Origin of the sequence: Streptomyces sp. AF1A, from assembly GCF_047340315.1 — a bacterium.
In the GTDB taxonomy this organism is placed as follows: Bacteria; Actinomycetota; Actinomycetes; order Streptomycetales; family Streptomycetaceae; genus Streptomyces.
The window spans coordinates 1-20,391 of sequence record NZ_JBLEBI010000124.1 but is presented as its reverse complement, the minus strand read 5'-3'; the positions used below and the strand labels follow the sequence as shown (position 1 = coordinate 20,391).

15 protein-coding genes are annotated in these 20,391 nt (G+C 70.9%); 1 reads left to right on the top strand and 14 read right to left on the bottom strand.

All coding sequences use genetic code 11. From position 1 onward, the window contains the following. Positions 1–977: 977 nt before the first annotated feature. Positions 978–4,115 carry an isoleucine--tRNA ligase gene (gene ileS / locus ACLU3S_RS26305; protein WP_413954428.1) on the top strand — a complete coding sequence of 1,046 codons (3,138 nt, stop codon included), beginning with the start codon at positions 978–980 and terminating at the stop codon, positions 4,113–4,115. Positions 4,116–4,324: 209 nt separating this feature from the next. On the opposite strand, the gene ACLU3S_RS26300 is transcribed toward ileS, so the two are convergent. From ACLU3S_RS26300 to ACLU3S_RS26235, 14 genes are all read right to left on the bottom strand, one after another. Continuing rightward, positions 4,325–5,485 (bottom strand): DivIVA domain-containing protein, encoded by a 1,161-nt coding sequence (locus ACLU3S_RS26300; protein WP_413954427.1) that lies wholly within the window; start codon positions 5,483–5,485, stop codon positions 4,325–4,327. A gap of 54 nt (positions 5,486–5,539) precedes the next feature. Continuing rightward, the gene (locus ACLU3S_RS26295) at positions 5,540–5,830 is read right to left on the bottom strand and encodes a YggT family protein (protein ID WP_285553895.1); all 291 of its coding nucleotides are present in this window, start codon (positions 5,828–5,830) and stop codon (positions 5,540–5,542) included. Between the two features lie 61 nt (positions 5,831–5,891). Beyond that, positions 5,892–6,533: a cell division protein SepF gene (locus ACLU3S_RS26290; protein WP_413954426.1), complete on the bottom strand. Its 642-nt coding sequence runs from the start codon at positions 6,531–6,533 to the stop codon at positions 5,892–5,894. Between the two features lie 127 nt (positions 6,534–6,660). Next, positions 6,661–7,371, bottom strand: a complete 711-nt coding sequence (locus ACLU3S_RS26285) for a YggS family pyridoxal phosphate-dependent enzyme (protein WP_413954425.1) — start codon at positions 7,369–7,371, stop codon at positions 6,661–6,663. A 6-nt stretch (positions 7,372–7,377) separates the two neighbouring features. After that, positions 7,378–8,109: a peptidoglycan editing factor PgeF gene (pgeF, locus tag ACLU3S_RS26280; RefSeq protein WP_413954424.1), complete on the bottom strand. Its 732-nt coding sequence runs from the start codon at positions 8,107–8,109 to the stop codon at positions 7,378–7,380. Further along, positions 8,106–9,317: a cell division protein FtsZ gene (gene ftsZ, locus ACLU3S_RS26275; protein ID WP_413954423.1), complete on the bottom strand. Its 1,212-nt coding sequence runs from the start codon at positions 9,315–9,317 to the stop codon at positions 8,106–8,108. The genes pgeF and ftsZ overlap by 4 nt, the downstream gene beginning before the upstream one ends. 279 nt (positions 9,318–9,596) lie before the next feature. After that, a complete protein-coding gene (locus tag ACLU3S_RS26270) occupies positions 9,597–10,391 on the bottom strand; it encodes a cell division protein FtsQ/DivIB (RefSeq protein WP_413954422.1) in 795 nt (264 codons plus the stop codon). Positions 10,392–10,417: 26 nt separating this feature from the next. Beyond that, positions 10,418–11,506, bottom strand: a complete 1,089-nt coding sequence (gene murG / locus ACLU3S_RS26265) for an undecaprenyldiphospho-muramoylpentapeptide beta-N-acetylglucosaminyltransferase (RefSeq protein ID WP_413954421.1) — start codon at positions 11,504–11,506, stop codon at positions 10,418–10,420. A 6-nt stretch (positions 11,507–11,512) separates the two neighbouring features. Then, the gene (gene ftsW / locus ACLU3S_RS26260; protein WP_413954420.1) at positions 11,513–12,874 is read right to left on the bottom strand and encodes a putative lipid II flippase FtsW; all 1,362 of its coding nucleotides are present in this window, start codon (positions 12,872–12,874) and stop codon (positions 11,513–11,515) included. Between the two features lie 69 nt (positions 12,875–12,943). Continuing rightward, the gene (gene murD / locus ACLU3S_RS26255) at positions 12,944–14,380 is read right to left on the bottom strand and encodes a UDP-N-acetylmuramoyl-L-alanine--D-glutamate ligase (protein ID WP_413954419.1); all 1,437 of its coding nucleotides are present in this window, start codon (positions 14,378–14,380) and stop codon (positions 12,944–12,946) included. Further along, positions 14,362–15,435: a phospho-N-acetylmuramoyl-pentapeptide-transferase gene (mraY, locus tag ACLU3S_RS26250; RefSeq protein ID WP_413954418.1), complete on the bottom strand. Its 1,074-nt coding sequence runs from the start codon at positions 15,433–15,435 to the stop codon at positions 14,362–14,364. Before mraY ends, murD begins: the two co-directional genes overlap by 19 nt. Continuing rightward, complete coding sequence (locus ACLU3S_RS26245; RefSeq protein ID WP_413954417.1) at positions 15,432–16,838, bottom strand: UDP-N-acetylmuramoyl-tripeptide--D-alanyl-D-alanine ligase; 1,407 nt, start codon at positions 16,836–16,838, stop codon at positions 15,432–15,434. The genes mraY and ACLU3S_RS26245 overlap by 4 nt, the downstream gene beginning before the upstream one ends. A gap of 4 nt (positions 16,839–16,842) precedes the next feature. Continuing rightward, positions 16,843–18,498 carry a UDP-N-acetylmuramoyl-L-alanyl-D-glutamate--2,6-diaminopimelate ligase gene (locus tag ACLU3S_RS26240; protein WP_413954416.1) on the bottom strand — a complete coding sequence of 552 codons (1,656 nt, stop codon included), beginning with the start codon at positions 18,496–18,498 and terminating at the stop codon, positions 16,843–16,845. A 31-nt stretch (positions 18,499–18,529) separates the two neighbouring features. Further along, positions 18,530–20,365 (bottom strand): peptidoglycan D,D-transpeptidase FtsI family protein, encoded by a 1,836-nt coding sequence (locus tag ACLU3S_RS26235; protein WP_413954429.1) that lies wholly within the window; start codon positions 20,363–20,365, stop codon positions 18,530–18,532. Positions 20,366–20,391: the final 26 nt, after the last annotated feature.

Sequence of the window (20,391 nt, the reverse complement as noted above, 5' to 3'; positions counted from 1 at the left end):
TGGCCGTCCTCCTTGCGGCGCGCTCGATCGTCGGCTGCCCGGCGGTCTGCTCGGGCGGCGGCCCGGTACCGGCAGGTGCCGCCCCATCCGCAGCGCCCGCGGATCCCGTCGCTCCGTTCGGGGCGCCCACGCCCCGCGCCGGCTTCACCGGCCTCGTGCGGGCGGCCGACACGGCCCTCGCGCGCGTGCTCTCCTTCGCGGCCACTCCCTTGGCGGCGCCACGGCAGGCAGCCGCGGCACCAGAGGCGGCCGCGCCCCTGGGCCGGCCGGTCGCCGGCTGCTGTACGGCGGTCTTCTTCGCCACCATGGCCGCGGCCCCTTCACATATTGTGATCTTGCTCGCGAATCGTGCTGGGACGATAAATCGACTTGGGTCCCGCGGCAACGGGGCACACCGCCCGATTCGCCCGCCCGCACCCCCCCGCGCAGCGGGCCTGCATCCGTTGTGCCCAGCTCCCCGCCGGGTAATCCGCCGAGCCTGCCCTCCCCCGGATGCGGACGCCCGCGCCCTGGCCATTCGGGGCATCGCAGCGTGTTCCCGCCCCGGCCTCGCAGCGTGTTCCCGCCCCGGCCCCGCCGCCCCTTCCCGACCGGTTCCGGAAGGCGCTGCGACGCCCGCCGCGCGGTAAACCGGTCGGCTGCTGTCCGCGCGGCGCCGTACACTGGGCGGAGCGAGAAGCGTGGATGGGGACGAGTAGCGGCGTACGCAGCCCAGAGCGACCCGGGGACGGTGTGAGCCCGGGGGCGAGCGCGACGTGAAGATCACCCCGGAGCCGCCGGAAGAAAGCGACCGCCTTCGGGCGGGGGCGAGTAGAACCGGCTTCGCGAACCCAATGAGGGGGCTCACCGGCGCGTAGGGCGCGGCGGCAGGCCAAGGAGGGTGGTACCGCGGGAGCGCGCCGCACACGGCGTAGGCAGCATCGAAGGCTCTCGTCCCTCCGACGGAAGGCAGCAAGTCCGTTGGAGGATGCTCGCAGATGACAGCGCCGACGTACCGCCAGGTGCCCGCACAGGTCGACCTGCCCGCTCTTGAGCACGCCGTGCTCGACTTCTGGCGCGAGCAGAAGATCTTCGCCAAGAGCCTGGAGCAGTCCGAGGGCCGCCCCGAGTGGGTCTTCTACGAGGGCCCGCCCACCGCCAACGGCATGCCCGGCGCCCACCACATCGAGGCGCGCGTCTTCAAGGACGTCTTCCCGCGCTTCCGCACCATGCGCGGTTACCACGTGGCCCGCAAGGCCGGCTGGGACTGCCACGGGCTGCCCGTGGAGCTGGCCGTGGAGAAGGAGCTGGGCTTCTCCGGCAAGCAGGACATCGAGGCGTACGGCATCGCCGAGTTCAACGCCAAGTGCCGCGAGTCCGTGACCCGGCACACCGACGCCTTCGCCGAGCTGACGACCCGCATGGGCTACTGGGTCGACCTCGACGACGCCTACTGGACCATGGACCCCGAGTACGTGGAGTCGGTCTGGTGGTCGCTGAAGGAGATCTTCGGCAAGGGCCTGCTGGTGCAGGACCACCGTGTCGCCCCCTGGTGTCCGCGCTGCGGCACCGGCCTGTCCGACCACGAGCTGGCGCAGGGCTACGAGACGGTCGTCGATCCGTCCGTCTACGTCCGCTTCCCGCTCACGTCCGGACCGCTCGCCGGCGAGGCCGCGCTCCTGGTGTGGACGACGACCCCCTGGACGCTGGTGTCCAACACGGCGGTCGCCGCGCACCCCGAGGTGACCTACGTCGTGGCCACCGACGGGGAGGAGAAGCTCGTCGTCGCCGAGCCGCTTCTCGCCAAGGCGCTCGGCGAGGGCTGGGAGGCCACGGGTCAGACCTTCACCGGCGCCGAGATGGAGCGCTGGACGTACCAACGCCCGTTCGAGCTCGTCGAGTTCACGGAGCCCGCGCACTACGTGGTGAACGCCGATTACGTCACCACCGAGGACGGTACGGGCCTGGTCCACCAGTCCCCCGCCTTCGGTGAGGACGACCTCAGGGTCTGCCGCTCCTACGGCCTGCCCGTGGTCAACCCGGTGCGCCCGGACGGCACCTTCGAGGAGGACATGCCGCTGGTCGGCGGCGTCTTCTTCAAGAAGGCCGACGAAAGGCTCACCGAGGACCTGGCGCAGCGCGGCCTCCTCTTCAAGCACCTGCCGTACGAGCACAGCTACCCGCACTGCTGGCGCTGCCACACCGCGCTGCTGTACTACGCGCAGCCCTCCTGGTACATCCGCACCACGGCGATCAAGGACCGCCTGATCCAGGAGAACGAGAAGACCAACTGGTTCCCGGAGACGGTCAAGCACGGCCGCTACGGGGACTGGCTGAACAACAACATCGACTGGGCGCTGTCCCGCAACCGCTACTGGGGCACCCCGCTGCCGATCTGGCGCTGCGAGGACGGCCACCTCACGGTCGTGGGCTCCCGCGCTGAGCTGACCGAGCTGACCGGCACCGACCAGTCGGACCTCGACCCGCACCGTCCGTACATCGACGAGGTCACCTTCCCCTGCCCGCAGTGCCGGCAGACGGCCACGCGCGTGCCCGAGGTGATCGACGCCTGGTACGACTCGGGTTCGATGCCGTTCGCCCAGTGGGGCTACCCGTACAAGAACAAGGAGCTGTTCGAGAGCCGGTACCCGGCGCAGTTCATCTCCGAGGCGATCGACCAGACCCGCGGCTGGTTCTACACGCTGATGGCCGTCGGCACCCTGGTCTTCGACAAGTCGTCGTACGAGAACGTCGTGTGCCTCGGCCACATCCTCGCCGAGGACGGCCGCAAGATGTCCAAGCACCTGGGCAACATCCTGCAGCCGATCCCGCTCATGGACCAGCACGGCGCGGACGCGGTGCGCTGGTTCATGGCGGCCGGCGGCTCCCCGTGGGCAGCCCGCCGGGTCGGCCACGGCACCATCCAGGAGGTCGTCCGCAAGACGCTGCTGACGTACTGGAACACGGTGGCCTTCCAGGCGCTGTACGCCCGCACGTCGCAGTGGGCGCCGAGCGCCGCCGACCCGGCCCCGGCCGAGCGCCCCCTGCTGGACCGCTGGCTGCTGTCGGAGCTGCACGCGCTCACGGACCAGGTGACGCAGGCGCTGGAGGCGTACGACACCCAGCGCGCCGGCAAGCTGCTGTCCGCGTTCGTCGACGACCTCTCGAACTGGTACGTCCGCCGTTCGCGCCGCCGCTTCTGGCAGGGCGACAAGGCCGCGCTGCGCACGCTGCACGAGGTGCTGGAGACCGTCACCAAGCTGATGGCGCCGATCACCCCGTTCATCACCGAGCGGGTGTGGCAGGACCTGGTCGTGCCGGTCGACCCGGGCGCCCCGGAGTCCGTGCACCTGGCCCCCTGGCCGGAGGCGGACCTGTCGGCGATCGACCCGGAGCTGTCGAAGCGGATGGTCCTGGTCCGCCGGCTGGTGGAGCTGGGCCGCGCCACGCGCGCGGAGTCGGGCGTCAAGACCCGTCAGCCGCTGTCCCGGGCACTGATCGCCGCCAACGGCTTCGAGACCCTGGACCCCGAGCTGCGCACGCAGATCACGGAGGAGCTGAACGTCTCCTCGCTGGCGTCGCTCTCCGAGGTCGGCGGCTCACTGGTGGACACCACCGCCAAGGCCAACTTCCGCGCGCTGGGCAAGCGGTTCGGCAAGCGGGTCCAGGACGTGGCGAAGGCCGTCGCGAACGCGGACGCGGCCGCGCTCTCGCTGGCCCTGCGCGAGGGCACGGCCTCGGTGGAGGTCGACGGCGAGACGGTCACCCTGGCTCCGGACGAGGTGATCATCACCGAGACCCCGCGCGAGGGCTGGTCGGTCGCCTCCGACTCGGGCGCCACGGTCGCCCTGGATCTGGAGATCACGGAGGAGCTGCGGCAGGCGGGCCTCGCCCGTGACGCGATCCGGCTGATCCAGGAGGCCCGCAAGAACAGCGGCCTGGACGTCACCGACCGGATCGCCCTGCGCTGGACCTCGACCGACCCGGCCGTCATCGCGGCGTTGACCGAGCACGCCGCTCTCATCGCCGACGAGGTCCTGGCGACCGACTTCCGTCAGGGTGAGGCCGACGACACCTACGGCGAGCCGTTCACCGACGAGGGACTGTCGCTGACGTTCCGGCTGCGCAAGGCGTAGGCGCCGCCTGTTGCCGACGAAGGGCCGATCTCCCGTGCGGAGACCGGCCCTTGCCGTTGATCGCGCCTCGCACCACCGGCCGGCGTGGTTCCCCGGCCCGGAGGCGCTCTGCGCAACGCGCGTAAAAAGGGCGGGCCCCCGGGACCGAAGTCCAAGGGGCCCGCCCTGGTGAGCGCTGCCGACGCCGTTGTCGTACTAGTGCCCGGTGCTCAGTTGTCGTCCTCGTCGATCAGGAACCCGCGCATCGGCGAGGGCGCCTGGCCCATCGGGGACGGACCCTGCGGACGGACCGGGGCCATGGGCTGGGTCATGGCCGGGGTCATCTGCTGCTGACCGCCGTAGGACGGGCCGGACGGACCGGGCGAGCCGCCCATGGTCTGGTTGCCGCCGTAGGACGGGGCGCCCGCGCCGGCCGGGGCCATGGAGGGCGCCGGGGACGGCGGCAGGGACGCCGTGGCCGGGGTGCGCGGCGGGGCCAGGGAGTCGTCGGCCTGGGTCTCCAGCTGGCGCAGCTGGGACTCGAGGTACGACTTCAGGCGCGTGCGGTACTCGCGCTCGAAGCCGCGCAGGTCCTCGACCTTGCGCTCCAGCGTGGCGCGGGCGGACTCCAGGGAGCCCATCGCGACGCGGTGCTTCTCCTGCGCGTCCCGCTCCAGGGCGTCGGCCTTGGCACGGGCGTCACGCTCCAGACCCTCGGCGCGGCTGCGGGCCTCGCCGACGATCTTGTTGGCCTCCGAGCGGGCCTCGGCGATCGCCTGGTCGGCGGTCTGCTGGGCCAGCGAGAGGACGCGCGCGGCGCTGTCGCCGCCGGGGCCCTGACCGGGGCCGCCCATCGGACCGCCCATGGGGCCACCCATGGGACCGCCCATCGGACCGCCCATCTGCTGCATGGGCGACTGGCCGCCCATCGGGCCCTGCCCCATCGGACCCTGCCCCATCGGACCCTGCCCCATCGGACCCTGGCCCATCGGACCCTGGCCCATCGGGCCGGGACCCTGCGGGCCACCCTGACCGCCGGGGCCGGCGGGCAGCTGCGGGGCACCGCTCGGCAGCTGGGGCGGGCCACCCATGGGGCCGCCCATCTGCTGCTGCGGCGGGCCCGATATCCCGGCGGGCACAGGCGCGCCGGGACCTCGCATGCCCTGCTGCTGGTCCTGCTCCGGGGGCTTGCGCGCGTTCTGCTGGTTCTGCGCGGCGGCACGCGTCGCGGCGGCCAGCTTGGCGCGCAGGTCCTCGTTCTCGCGGAGCAGACGGGTCAGTTCGGCTTCGACCTCGTCGAGGAAGGCATCGACCTCGTCCTCGTCATAGCCTTCTCGGAGGCGGACGGTCGTGAACTGCTTGTTCCGCACGTCCTCGGGGGTCAACGGCATCTCTTCACCTCAACGTAGTCATCGGCAGTCGGCAAGACCGGGTCGTCCACACGCTCATCTCACGAAGTTCTGCACGATGGCGATGAGAATGTAAACGATGATCATCAGTACGAAGAAGGACAGGTCGAGCGCCACGCCCCCGAGACGCAGCGGCGGGATGAACCGCCGCAGAAGCTTCAGCGGTGGATCGGTGACAGTGTAGGTGGCCTCGAGTACGACCACCATCGCCTTGCCGGGTTGCCACGAGCGGGCGAACTGGAACACGTAATCCATGACCAGGCGGAAGATCAGCACGACGAGGAACACCATCAGCGCGATGTAGATCACCTGCGCGAACACGCTCATGGCCTGCGCTTCCCTCTCCCCTGTCCTGTGCTCTTCCGTGCTTCGGTCGCTGTCGTACGTCTCAGCTCTGGTTGAAGAACCCGCCCTCTGCGATGCGGGCCTTGTCCTCCGCCGTGACATCGACGTTAGCAGGAGACAACAGGAACACCTTCTGCGTCACCCGCTCGATGCTGCCGTGAAGACCAAACACCAAACCGGCCGCAAAGTCGACAAGTCGCTTCGCGTCTGTGTCATCCATCTCAGTCAGATTCATGATCACCGGGGTGCCCTCACGGAAGTGTTCCCCGATGGTACGGGCCTCGTTGTACGTCCGCGGGTGCAGCGTGGTGATCCGGTAAGGCTCTCGTTCCGACACGACCTTGGGCATGATCACCGGCGCGTTCTTCTCCAGGGACTGACGTTCTTGTGTGATGGATGCCACGGGCGCGATCCGCGCCGGGCGCCCCGATTCCGCGGCGAGCGAAGTCGAACGGACCACCGGCTCGCGCGGTGCGGGCGGCTGGACGATTCGTACCTCTTCGCCCCTTTGAGGCTGATGTGCACCATGTGACTGGTGTGACGATTCATGCCGTCGGTGGTCCCGTTCGGGCTCCGGGTCCAGCTCGGGCTCGAAGTCGTCGTCGGGGTCGAAACCGCGGCCGTCGTACCCATCGTCCTCCACGAGGCCGAGGTAGACCGCCATCTTGCGCATCGCGCCGGCCATGCTCTGAGTCCTCCGCTCTGTGGTGGATCGGCTGACGACTGCCAAGTGCCCGCGATCCACGTGGTCGTTGTGCCCGCTTCGCGGGTACTGACCATATTTTCTGCTGTGGTCCGACTTCCTGGCGACGTTACCCGAGCCTGGGGCGGACGCCGAGTACCGCGGTGCCGACGCGTACATGTGTCGCCCCGGCGGCCACGGCCTGTTCGAGGTCCGCACTCATCCCTGCCGACACCATGGTTGCAGCCGGATGAGCTCGGCGCAGGTCGGTCGACAAATCCATGAGCCGTTCGAACGCGGCCTGTTCGCGTCCCGCGTACTCCCCGGTGAGCGGCGCGACGGTCATCAGCCCGTCGAGCCGCAGTCCGGGCGCGCCGGCGACGAGGTCGGCCAACTCTTCGATTCCCTGCGGGACGACGCCTCCCCGCCCGCCCGCCCCCGCGTCCAGTGCGACCTGGATCAGGCAGCCGACCTCGCGCTCCGCGCGCACCGCCTCCTTCGACAGCGCGGTGACGAGCCGGGCGCGGTCGACGGACTGCACGACATCGGCGTAACCGACCACGGAACGAACCTTGTTGGTCTGCAATTGACCGACAAAATGCCATGTAAGGGGCAAATCCGAGCACGCGGCCGCCTTCGGCGCCGCGTCCTGGTCGCGGTTCTCGGCGACATGACGCACACCGAGCTCCGACAGGATCCGCACATCGCCCGCCGGGTAGGTCTTGGTGACCACGATCAGGGTCACCTCCTCCCGCTTGCGCCCGGCCGCGACACACGCGGCGGTGATACGTTCCTCCACTTTCGCCAGATTTGTGGCGAGTTCGGTCTTACGGTCCGTCATGCCCCATCAGTCCAGCCAGACATAGCCCGCGAGCCGCCCGGTGGTGCGGTCGCGGCGATACGAGAAGTGGTCGCCCGACTCCAGCGTGCACACCGGCGACTGCGCCCGGTCGCACACCCCGAGCCGGTCGAGCTGCGCGTGCACCCCCGCGCTCACGTCGACCGCCGGCGTGCCCCACCTGGTCTCAGCGTGCGCCGCCGGCTCGACGGCTGCCACTTCGGCGCGCATCTGCTCCGGCACCTCGTAGCAGCCGCCGCAGACGGCCGGCCCGGTGCGGGCGACGATCCGTTCCGGCGCGGCTCCGAGTTCGACCATGGACCGTACGACGGCCGGGACGACCCCCTTGACCATGCCCGGCCGGCCCGCGTGGGCCGCGGCCGCGACCCCCGCGACGGGGTCGGCCAACAGGACCGGCACGCAGTCGGCGGTCAGCACGGCGAGGGCGAGTCCGCGGCGGGTGGTGACCACGGCGTCGACCGCCGGCACGGCGCTCCCCCTGCCCCACGGTTCGTCCACCACGGCCACGTCCGCGCCGTGCACCTGGTTCATCCAGACGACCAGGCCAGGATCGATGCCGAGCGACGTGGCGGCGAGCTCCCGGTTGGCCCGCACGGACCGCGGGTCGTCGCCTACCGCGCCGCCGAGGTTGAGCTCCTCATACGGAGCGGCGCTCACCCCGCCCCACCGGTCGGTGAAGGCGAAGTGCGCGCCGCTCACGGTGTCGCGCTGTCCTATCACTTGAGGAAGTCCGGCACGTCCAGCTCCTCGGCCGCGCTGTCCGAGTAGGGGGGCCGCGGCGCCGGCGTCACCGGCGGGGGGATCGGGATGTCGGCCGCCGGCTCGGGGGTCGTCTCCGGCTCCTCCTTCGGCTTCACGCTGCCCAGCGAGCCGAAGGAGGGGCGGCTGGGCTCGGGCTGCCGAGCCGGGGCGGGCTCCTCGCGGCGGGCGGGGGCCGAGCCGGAGGCCGAGCCGAGGACGTTGTCCCGGCGGGCCGGAGGCTGGCCGCCGTCGAAGCCGGCCGCGATCACGGTGACCCGGACCTCGTCGCCGAGGGCGTCGTCGATCACCGCACCGAAGATGATGTTGGCCTCGGGGTGGGCGGCCTCGCTGACCAGCTGGGCGGCCTCGTTGATCTCGAACAGGCCCAGGTCGGAGCCGCCGGAGATGGAGAGCAGCACGCCCCGGGCGCCGTCGATGGACGCCTCCAGGAGCGGCGAGGAGATCGCCATCTCGGCCGCGGCCACCGCGCGGTCGTCGCCGCGGGCGGAGCCGATGCCCATGAGGGCCGAACCGGCCTCGGACATGACCGACTTCACGTCGGCGAAGTCGAGGTTGATCAGGCCGGGCGTGGTGATCAGGTCGGTGATGCCCTGGACACCGGAGAGGAGGACCTGGTCGGCGGACTTGAAGGCGTCCAGGACCGAGACCTGGCGGTCCGAGATGGACAGCAGCCGGTCGTTCGGGATGACGATGAGGGTGTCGACCTCTTCACGGAGCTCGGCGATGCCGTCCTCGGCCTGGTTCGCGCGGCGCCGTCCCTCGAAGGTGAACGGGCGCGTGACCACGCCGATGGTCAGGGCGCCCAGGGAGCGCGCGATGTTGGCCACGACGGGCGCGCCGCCGGTGCCGGTGCCGCCGCCTTCACCGGCCGTCACGAAGACCATGTCGGCCCCCTTGAGGACCTCCTCGATCTCCTCGCGGTGGTCCTCGGCGGCCTTGCGGCCGACGGCCGGGTTGGCTCCGGCGCCGAGTCCGCGGGTGAGTTCGCGGCCGACGTCGAGCTTCACGTCGGCGTCGCTCATCAACAGCGCCTGTGCGTCGGTGTTGATGGCGATGAACTCGACACCCTTGAGACCGACCTCGATCATCCGGTTGATGGCATTGACACCACCGCCGCCGACACCGATGACCTTGATGACTGCGAGGTAGTTCTGCGGTGCTGCCACGTCGAAGGCCTCTCGCCTCGAATTACGTTGTCGCCACCGGGCGGTGCCCCGCACCGGGACGACGGATGCCGATTGGGACGGTCCGTAGCGCCGACCCGAACCCTAACCCTGAAGTTTAGGGTTACCAGTGTGTCTGTTCCCTGGAGTCTTCTGAACAGGACACTAAGTCGACAAGTGGCGCCCGTTCAATGAACACGCCGAACCTCCCGTTTTTCTTTTCACCCTATGTGATCAGCCGTAGCAGTGCCCAACCAGGGTGCTGGCCTGCGCAGATGCCCGTCAACTCCCCGAAGCGGCAGGGGCGGTGGGAACGCTCACGTCGAAGTGCCGCGCACCGGCCGCCGCTTTCATGAGAGCGGTGAGGGTCCGTGCCTTGGCGCGGCCGTTCTCGCTGCTGCCCCATGCGACCGTGCGGCCGTCGCTCAACTCCAGCGAGATGTCGTCGTAGGAGCGGACCCGGACGGCCCGGGTGAGCCCGGCGACCGCGTCCGGCAGATCGCCCGCGACCCGGACCGCCTCGCGCACCAGCCGGTCGGTGCCGAAGCGCCGGAAGCTCGCCGCGGCCGAACCCGACCGCACTACGGACAATTCCAGCAGAGGAACGCCCTTCGGTGCCACAGAAACCGTAGCGAATCGGACGCCTTCGCCGTCGACTTCGACGAAGTCCCCGCTCGTTCGGACAACCAGGACCGGGGTGCGCTCGGTGACTTTCAGACCGATTCCATGAGGCCAGGCCCGGACCACGTCAACGGTGTCAATTCGGGGCAATTTCCGGCGAAGTCGGGCCTCGATGCGGCCCGTGTCGACGGACAGCATCGGCGCCCCGACCGGCACGGCCGCCGCGTCCCGGACCTCGGCGGGGGTCAGCACGCGCGTGCCGGACACCGACACGTGCTCGACGCGCAGCCAGCCGGAGCCGTACAACACCCAGCCGCATCCGGCCGCGAGGAGCAGGACGGCCACGGCCAGGACGACCACCGCACGCAGGCGCAGCCTCCGCAGCCGGCGGACGAGCGGCGGGCCGGACGACTCCTGCTGGCGTTCACCGCGCTCGGCGGTCGTCGGTCCGGCCACGCTCACTACCCTTTCGTCATACGGTCCTAACGGCGCGAGGCGATGGCCTCGTACACCATGCCGACGAGCAGCTCGTCGGCGTCCCGGCGGCCGAACTCGCTTGCCGCGCGGGACATCTCGTACAGCCGGTGCGGACTGGCGAGCACGGGCAGGACGTTCTGCTGCACCCACTCGGGCGTGAGTTCCGCGTCGTCGACGAGGAGCCCGCCGCCCGCCTTCACCACCGGCTGGGCGTTGAGCCGCTGTTCGCCGTTGCCGATGGGCAGCGGGACGTAGGCGGCCGGGAGTCCGACGGCGGAGAGTTCGGCGACGGTCATCGCGCCCGCGCGGCAGAGCATCATGTCGGCCGCGGCGTAGGCGAGGTCCATCCGGTCCAGGTAACTTACCGGGATGTAGGGGGGCATCCCCGGCATCTGCTGCACCTGCGGCAGTTCGTTCTTCGGGCCGACCGCGTGCAGGATCTGGACGCCGGCCCGCTGCAGCCAGGGCGCGACCTGCTGGACGACCTCGTTGAGGCGCCGGGCGCCCTGGGAGCCGCCGGAGACGAGCAACGTGGGCAGGTTCGGGTCGAGCCCGAAGCGGGCGCGGGCCTCGGGGCGCGCGGCGGCGCGGTCCAGGGTGGCGATGGCGCGGCGCAGCGGGATGCCGATGTAGCGGGCGTCACGCAGCTTGCTGTCCGGGGTGGAGACGGCGACCCGGGCCGCGTACCGCGAGCCGATCTTGTTGGCCAGACCCGGGCGGGCGTTGGCCTCGTGGATCACGATGGGCACGCCGAGCCGCTTGGCGGCCAGGTAGCCGGGCAGGGCGACATAGCCGCCGAAGCCGACCACGACGTCCGCCTTGGTGCGCTCCAGGATCTGCTCGGCGGCCTTGATCGTGCCGCGCAGCCGGCCCGGGACGGTGATCAGCTCGGGGGTGGGCTTGCGCGGCAGCGGCACCGCCGGGATCAGCGCCAGCTCGTAGCCGCGCTCCGGGACGAGCCGCGTCTCCAGGCCGCGCTCCGTGCCCAGGGCCGTGATGCCCACGGTCGGGTCCTGCCTGCGCAGGGCGTCCGCGAGGGCGAGCGCGGGCTCGATGTGGCCGGCGGTCCCCCCACCGGCGAGTACGACATGCACCGAAATTCACCGCTCTCCGGACGAGCGCGCCACCGAGGCACGCCGTCGCATCGTGTTCCATCTCCGAGGCCCCCGCTCGGCACCGGAGCCTCCAGCCCGCTTTCTACCAAAGCGGGGTTGCCGCGCCGCAAGCGCCGCCCGCGCAGCGGGCTCGTCGCGCGCGAAGGCGATCAGCAACCCGATGGCGAACATGGTCGGCAGCAGGGCGGACCCACCGTAGGAGAACAGCGGGAGGGGGACGCCGGCGATCGGCAGCAGACCGAGCACCGCACCGATGTTGATCACCGCCTGGGCGGTGATCCAGGTGGTCACGCCTCCCGCGGCGTACCTCACGAAGGGGTCCTCCGTGCGTCCGGCCACGCGGATACCCGCATAGCCTAGAGCCGCGAACAGGGCGAGCACCGACAGCGTCCCCGCCAGGCCCAGTTCCTCACCGGTGACCGCGAAGATGAAGTCGGTGTGGGCTTCGGGGAGTTGGCCCCATTTCTCCACGCTCGCACCGAGGCCGGAACCGAAGAGTCCGCCGGAGGCGAGGGCGTAGATGCCGTGCACGGCCTGCCAGCAGTCGGCCACCCCGGTCTTGGGCTGTGTGGCGCCGATGCAGGCGAGGCGGGCCATCCGGTTGGGGCTGGTCTTGATGAGGACCCCGCCGATGAGGGCGGCGACCGTCAGCACCCCGGCGAACAGCCGGGTGGGCGCCCCCGCGAGCCACAGCAGGCCGAACAGGACCGCCGTGAGAATGATCGCCGTGCCCATGTCTCCGCCGAGCATGATCAGGCCGAGGAGCAGGAAGGTGACCGGCACGAGCGGCACCAGCATGTGCTTCCACTGGGTCAGCAGCTTCTTCTCCTGCTTGCGGGCGAGCAGGTCCGCGCCCCACAGCACGAGGGCGAGCTTGCCGAACTCGCTGGGCTGGATCTGGAAGGAGCCGCCGAGGGAGATCCAGTTCTGGTTGCCGTTGACCGCCATCCCTATCCCGGGGACCTGCACCAGGGCCATCAGGAAGACGGCCCCGGCCAGGATCGGGTAGGCCAGCGCGCGGTGCAGCTTCACCGGCATGCGGGAGGCCACGAACAGCAGCACCCCGCCGATCACGGCGGCCAGCAGCTGCTTGCGGAAGAAGTACGACCCCGGCAGCGACATCTGCAGCGCGGTGACCTGGGAGGCCGAGTAGACCATCACCAGACCCAGCACGATGATCAGCACACTGCCGCCGAGGATCAGGTAGTAGGCGGTCAGCGGCCGGTCCCAGGCCTTCCTCGCCCGCCGGAAGAGCCCCTGAACGGGGTTCTCGCGCGTCGGCCGGGCGGCGGCGGGACGCCGGGACGCCCGCTGCACGGGCGGCCTACCGGTACGGCTACTGGGCATCGGCGCCTCCACTGAACGTCGGCCGTCCCACGCGTCCCTCCCAAGATCCGCCCCGGCGGGCGGCCGGGGTCAGGCGCGGAGTTCGCGGACCGCCGCCGCGAACGCGTCACCGCGCTGGTTGTAGTTGGTGAACATGTCCATGGAGGCGCAGGCCGGGGCGAGCAGCACGGTGTCGCCGGCGACCGCGAGCCGCCTCGCCTCCGTCACCGCCTGGAACATCGCCCCAGTGTCGGTCCGGTCGAGGTCGACCACGGGTACTTCCGGGGCGTGTCGCGCGAGGGCGTCGCGGATCAGCTCCCGGTCGGCGCCGATCAGGACGGCACCGCGAAGCCGCTTCGCCGACTTGGCGACCAGTTCGTCGAAGGTGGCGCCCTTCGCCAGGCCGCCCGCAATCCATACGATCGACTCATATGACGCCAACGAAGCTTCCGCGGCATGGGTGTTGGTCGCCTTGGAGTCGTCCACGTACGCGACACCGTCGATGTCGGCGACGTGGGCGATGCGGTGGGCGTCGGGCCGGAAGGCCCGCAGGCCGTCGCGTACGGCCCTGGCGGGCACCCCGAAGGCACGCGCGAGGGCCGCCGCGGCAAGGGCGTTGGCGACGTTGTGCGGGGCCGGCGGGTTGACGTCGGAGACCTCGGCCAGCTCCTGCGCGTTCTTCTGCCGGTTCGCCACGAAGGCGCGGTCGACCAGGATGCCGTCCACGACACCGAGTTGGGAGGGGCCGGGCGTGCCGAGGGTGAACCCGACGGCGCGGCAGCCCTCTTCGACGTCGGCCTCGCGCACCAGGTCCTCGGTGCGCTTGTCGGCCGCGTTGTAGACGCAGGCGACCTTGTTGCCCTCGTAGACACGGCCCTTGTCGGCGGCGTAGGCCTCCATCGAGCCGTGCCAGTCGAGGTGGTCCGGCGCGAGGTTGAGGACCGCCGCGGAGTGCGCCCGCAGCGAGGGCGCCCAGTGCAGCTGGTAGCTGGACAGCTCGACGGCGAGGACGTCGTAGCGCTCCTCGCCGAGGACGGCGTCCAGCAGGGAGACGCCGATGTTGCCGACGGCTGCCGTGCGCAGGCCCGCCGCCTTCAGGATGGAGGCCAGCATCTGCACGGTGGTGGTCTTGCCGTTGGTGCCCGTCACGGCCAGCCAGGGGGCCGCGTCGGGGCCGCGCAGCCGCCAGGCCAGCTCGACGTCGCCCCAGACGGGCACGCCGGCCGCCCGGGCCGCCAGGAACAGCGGCTTGTCGGGCTTCCAGCCGGGCGCGGTGACGATCAGCTCGGTGCCCTCGGGCAGGGTGGCCCCGTCGCCGAGGCGCACGGTGATGCCGAGCGCCTCCAGCTGTGCGGCCTGCTCACGCGCGCGTGCGTCGTCGCCGTCGTTGACGACCGTGACGAGCGCCCCGCGCGCGTGCAGCACCTTCGCCGCCGGGACGCCGGAGACGCCGAGCCCGGCGACGGTGACGTGCTTGCCCTGGAAGTCCTGGAGCTCCGAGCCGGTGGTCACTTTTCCGCTGCCCATCCTGCGTAGAAGAGGCCCAGCCCGACGATCACACAGATGCCCTGGATGATCCAGAAGCGGACCACCACAAGGACCTCGGACCAGCCCTTGAGTTCGAAGTGGTGCTGCAGTGGCGCCATGCGGAAGACGCGCTTTCCGGTGAGCCGGAAGGAGCCGACCTGGATGACGACCGACATGGTGATGAGGACGAACAGACCACCCATGATGGCCACCAGCAGCTCCGTGCGGGAGAGGATGGCCAGGCCGGTGAGGACACCGCCGAGGGCGAGCGAACCGGTGTCGCCCATGAAGATCTTCGCCGGCGAGGTGTTCCACCACAGGAAGCCCAGGCAGGCGCCCATCAGCGCGGAGGCGACCACCGCGAGGTCGAGCGGGTCGCGCACCTCGTAGCAGGCGGCCGGGTTGGTCAGCGTCTGCGCGTTGGCACAGGACTCCTGGTACTGCCAGACGCCGATGAACGTGTAGGCGCCGAAGACGAGCACGGAGGCGCCGGTGGCGAGGCCGTCCAGACCGTCGGTGAGGTTCACGCCGTTCGACATCGCGAGGATCATGAACAGCGCCCAGATCACGAACAGCACCGGGCCGATGGACCAGCCGAAGTCGGTGATGAACGACAGCTTGGTGGAGGCCGGGGTGTTGCCGCGCGCGTCCGAGAACATCAGCGACAGCACGGCGAAGGCGATGCCGACGATCAGCTGGCCGGCCATCTTGGCCTTGGCCCGCAGGCCCAGCGAGCGCCGCTTGACGATCTTGATGTAGTCGTCCAGGAAGCCGACCAGGCCCATGCCCACCATCAGGCCCAGCACCAACAGCCCGGAGAACGTGGGCGGCTTGCCGGTGATCACCTTGCTCAGGAAGTAGGCGGCGACCGTCGCCAGGATGAACGCGATGCCGCCCATGGTCGGCGTACCGCGCTTGCTGGCGTGCTCGCGCGGTCCGTCGTCACGGATGTACTGGCCGTACCCCTTGCGGGCCAGCAGCTTGATCAGCAGTGGGGTGCCGACCAGCGTCAGGAAGAGGCCGATGACTCCCGAGAACAGGATCTGGTTCATCATCGGGCGGCACCCTCACCCTCGGCACCGGTCTCGACGAGCGCCTGGGCAACGCTCTCGAGGCCCACCGAACGGGACGCCTTCACGAGGACGACGTCCCCCGGGCGCAACTCGCTGCGCAACAGGTCGATCGCCGCCTGTGCGTCGGACACGTGCACCGACTCCTCACCCCACGAACCCTCGTTATATGCGCCCAGTTGCAGCCAGGAGGCCTCAATCCCCCCGACGGCGACGAGCTTGCTGACGTTGAGCCGGACGGCGAGCCGTCCGACGGCGTCGTGCTCGGCGAGCGCCTCGTCCCCGAGCTCGGCCATCTTGCCGAGCACCGCCCACGTGCGGCGCCCCTTGCCCATGGCCGCGAGCGCCCTGAGAGCGGCCCGCATGGACTCGGGGTTGGCGTTGTAGGCGTCGTTGACGATGGTCACGCCGTCCGGGCGCTCGGTGACCTCCATGCGCCAGCGGGAGAGGGAGTCCGCCTCGGAGAGCGCGGTGGCGATCTCTTCCGCGGACATGCCCAGCTCATGGGCGACGGCGGCCGCGGCGAGCGCGTTCGACACGTGATGCTCACCGTACAGGCGCATGGTCACATCGCATGCACCGGAGGGTGTGTGAAGCCTGAAGGACGGCTGTCCGCTGTCCGTGAGTCGCACGTTCTCGGCGCGTACGTCCGCTTCGGCCGACTCTCCGAAAAGGACCACCTTCGCCTTGGTACGGGAGGACATCGCCCGCACCAGCGGGTCGTCGGCGTTGAGGATCGCCGTCCCGTCCTCCGGGAGGGCCTCCACCATCTCGCCCTTGGCCTGCGCGATCTGCTCGCGGCCGCCGAACTCCCCGATGTGGGCGGTACCGACGTTGAGCACCAGGCCGATCCTGGGCGGGGTGAGCTCGGTGAGGTAGCGGATGTGCCCGATGCCGCGGGCGCCCATCTCCAGCACGAGGAACTTCGTCTCCTCGGTGGCGCTCAGGGCGGTCAGCGGCAGCCCGATCTCGTTGTTGAGCGACTGCGGCGTGAACACCGTCGGCGCCTTGCGCTGCAGCACCTGGGCGATGAGGTCCTTGGTGCTGGTCTTGCCCGCCGATCCGGTCAGGGCGACGAGGGTCGCGCCGAGCCTGCGCACGACGTGCCGGGCGAGGGCGCCGAGGGCGCTCTGGACGTCCTCCACGACGATCGCGGGCACGCCGACGGGGCGCGACGCCAGTACGGCGACCGCGCCCGCCTGAACGACGGCCCGGGCGTAGTCGTGGCCGTCCACGCGCTCGCCGACGAAGGCGGCGAACAGGCTGCCCGGCACCACCTCTCGGGAGTCCCGGACGACGGGTCCGGTGACCTGCACGGACGGATCCGGTATGTCGTGCGTCTGCCCGCCGACGACTGCTGCGATCTCGGCGAGGGAGAGGGCGATCACAAATTCATCCCTGGGTCTTCTGGATAGCTTCGCGAAGCACCTGGCGGTCGTCGAAGGGACGGACCACCCCGGCGATGTCCTGGCCCTGCTCGTGGCCCTTGCCCGCGACCAGCACCGTGTCGCCGGCCTGGGCACGGCCCACGGCGGCGGCGATCGCGGCGGCCCGGTCCTCGAACAGGAGCACCTCGCCGCGCTCGTGCGCGGGCACGGAGGCCGCGCCCTGGAGCATGGTCGCGAGGATCGCGAGGGGGTCCTCGGAGCGGGGGTTGTCTGAGGTCAGTACGGCCGTGTCGGCGAGCCGGGCCGCGGCGGCGCCCATCGGGGCGCGCTTGGTCCGGTCGCGGTCGCCGCCGCAGCCCAGGACGACGTGCAGCCGGCCCTTGGTGACCTTGCGCAGCGCCTTGAGCACCGACTCGACCGCGTCGGTCTTGTGGGCGTAGTCCACGACCGCGAGATAGGGCTGCCCGGCGTCGACGCGCTCCAGGCGGCCCGGAACGCCGGGCACGGCGGCGATGCCGTCGGCGGCGGCCTGCGGGTCGAGGCGGGCCGCGGCGAGGGCGACGACGGCGGCGAGGGTGTTCGCCACGTTGAAGGGGCCGGGCAGCGGCGACTTGGCGTGGACGCGCACGCCGTCCGGGCCGACGGCGGTGAACGTCGAGTCCATCGGGCCGACCTGGACGTCCTCGGCGCGCCAGTCGGCGTCGGGGTGGCCCTCGGCGGAGAAGGTGACGACCGGGACGGTCGCCTCGGCGGCGAGCCGGCGGCCGTACTCGTCGTCGGTGTTGACGACGCCGAGTCTGCTGCGCTCCGGCGTGAACAGCTGCGCCTTGGCCCGGAAGTAGTCCTCCATGTCGGAGTGGAACTCCATGTGTTCCGGGCTGAGGTTGGTGAACACCGCGATGTCGAAGACGCAGCCGTCGACCCGGCCGAGGACCAGGGCGTGGCTGGAGACCTCCATGGCGACCGCCTCGACGCCGCGTTCGCGCATCACGGCGAACAGGGCCTGCAGGTCGGTGGCTTCGGGGGTGGTGCGCTCGGACTTGATGCGCTCGTCGCCGATGCGCATCTCGACCGTGCCGACCAGTCCGGTCGACTTGGCGGTGCGCAGGCCGCCCTCGACGAGGTAGGCGGTGGTGGTCTTGCCGGAGGTGCCGGTGATGCCGATCTGGAGCAGGTCGCCGCCCGGGTCGCCGTAGATACGGGCCGCCAGTGCGCCCATCCGCGCGCGCGGGTCGTCGACGACCAGGACCGGCAGTCCGGTCGCCGCGGCGCGCTCGGCGCCCGACGGGTCCGTGAGCACGGCGGCGGCACCCAGGCTCGCGGCCTGGGTGACGAAGTCCGCGCCGTGCAGGCGGGCGCCCGGGAGGGCGGCGTACAGGTCGCCGGGGCGGACGGCGCGCGAGTCGTGGGTGATCCCCGTGACCTCGGCGGCGGCGTCCACAGCGGCGGCACCCAGCTGATCGGCCAGCTCCGCCAGGGGTGTGGCGGAGACCTGAACCGGTCGCGGCGGTCCCGGATATGTCACGGAAGCGCCCTTCTGGGTGGTGGGGGACTGATCAGCGTGTGGCACGGCGGTGAGCGTACCGGGCGTACCCGCTCCGGGGCGAAGTGAGGGGTTCTCCGCCCCGTGGTTCCCGGAGTCGGGGGTGATCGTTGTCACGGGCTCGCTCCTGGTGTTTCCGAGGTGCTGATCAGGGCTTGTAGTCGACGGGCAGATCGGCGGCCCGGGCGCCGGTCGGCGGGACCTGGAGGGTCTTCAGGGCGAACTCCATCACCTGCTTGTAGATCGGTCCACAGATCTGGCCGCCGAAGTAGCTGCCGGCGGTGGCGTTCTGGATGGCGCAGTAGACGGTGATCCGGGGGTTGTCGGCGGGGGCGAAGCCGGCGAAGGACGAGGTGTAGCCGCGGTACCGGCCGGTGGCCGGATCCACGCGGTTGGCCGTACCGGTCTTGCCGGCGACGTTGTAGCCGGGGATGCGGGCCTTGTTGCCGGTGCCCTGCTCGTCGTCCACCACGGACTCCAGCATCTGGGCGAGCGACCGGGCGGTCTTCTGGCTGATCACGCGGGTCTCCTTGGGCTTCGGGGCGGGGGTGAAGCGCCCGTCGGGGCCCTTGGTGCCGCGCACCAGGGTCGGCTGGATCCGCACGCCGCCGTTGGCGATGGTCGAGTACACGGAGGCGGCCTGCACGGCGTTGAGGGAGAAACCCTGGCCGAAAGGGATCGTGTACTGCTGCGAGGTGGACCACTTCTGGTACGGCGCGAGGATGCCCGGGGTCTCGCCCGGGAAGCCCAGCCCGGTGTAGCTGCCGATGCCGAACCTGCGCAGGTACGAGTAGAGGACCTTGTTGGCCTCCGGCTGCGTCTTGCCGAGCTGGCCGGTGGCGAGGATGGTGCCGATGTTGCTGGACTTGGCGAGCACGCCGTTGAGCGTGAGGTACCAGGTGCCGTGGTCGACGTCGTCCGAGAAGAGCCGGTCGCCGCGGTGCAGCCGGTTGGGCACGACGACGTGGGTCAGCGGGGTCGCCGCGTTCTCCTCCAGGACGGCCGCCATCGACATCACCTTGGCGGTGGAGCCGGGCTCGAAGGCGTCCTGGACGGCCGCGTTGCCCATGGCCTCGGCGTCCGCCTTCGACAGGTCGTTCGGATCGAACCCGGGCGAGTCGGCCATGGCCAGGATCTGGCCGGTGCGGGTGTCCTGGACAATGACGTAGCCGCGGTCGGCCTTGGACTTCTTCACCTGCTCCGTGATCGCGTGCTGCGCCGCCCACTGGATGTCGCGGTCGATGGTCAGCTCGACGTCGGAGCCGGGCACGGCGGGCGTCTCGGTGGACCCGGCCGTGGGCACCTCGCGCCCGCCGGACTGCGCGTAGCGGATCTTGCCGTCCTTCCCGGACAGCTGCTTGTTCAGCTCCTGCTCGATGCCGCCGCCGCCCTGGCCGTCGGCGTTGACCCAGCCCAGTATCCCGGCGGCGAGGTCGCCGTTGGGGTACACGCGCTGGCTGCTGGGGTCCGCGAAGACCCCGGCCAGCACGTTGACCGTGCCGCTGCCCGTCTCAGCCTTCTTCGCGAGCGCGCTCTTCAGGTCCTTGATCTGCTTCCAGACCTGCGGGGTCTGCCGCGTGGCGAGCCGGGTGTAGCGGGAGTTCTTGTTCGCGGGGCGCAGCTTCCTGACGATGTCGGCCTGGTCCTGCCCGAGGATCGGCGCGAGCAGCGCGGCGGCCTGCTCCGGCCCGTCGTCGATCTTCAGCTGCTTGGCGGTGAACATCGTGGGGTCGGCCGTGATGTCGTACGCGTCCTCGCTGATGGCGAGGGCCACGCCGTTGCGGTCGGTGATGCCGCCGCGCTCGGCGGCCAGCGTGTGGACGACGTACCGGTTCTCCTCGGCCCGCGCGGCGTACGCGCCGGCGTCCACGGCCTGCACCTGGAGCAGTCGCACGACGAAGGCGAGCAGCACCAGGGTGAGGGCGAGGCCGACCATGCGCAGCCGGGGCCGGGGGCTGCCGAGCCGCAGCGGGCGCGACGGCATGGGCCGGGCCCCGCTCGGCCGCCGGA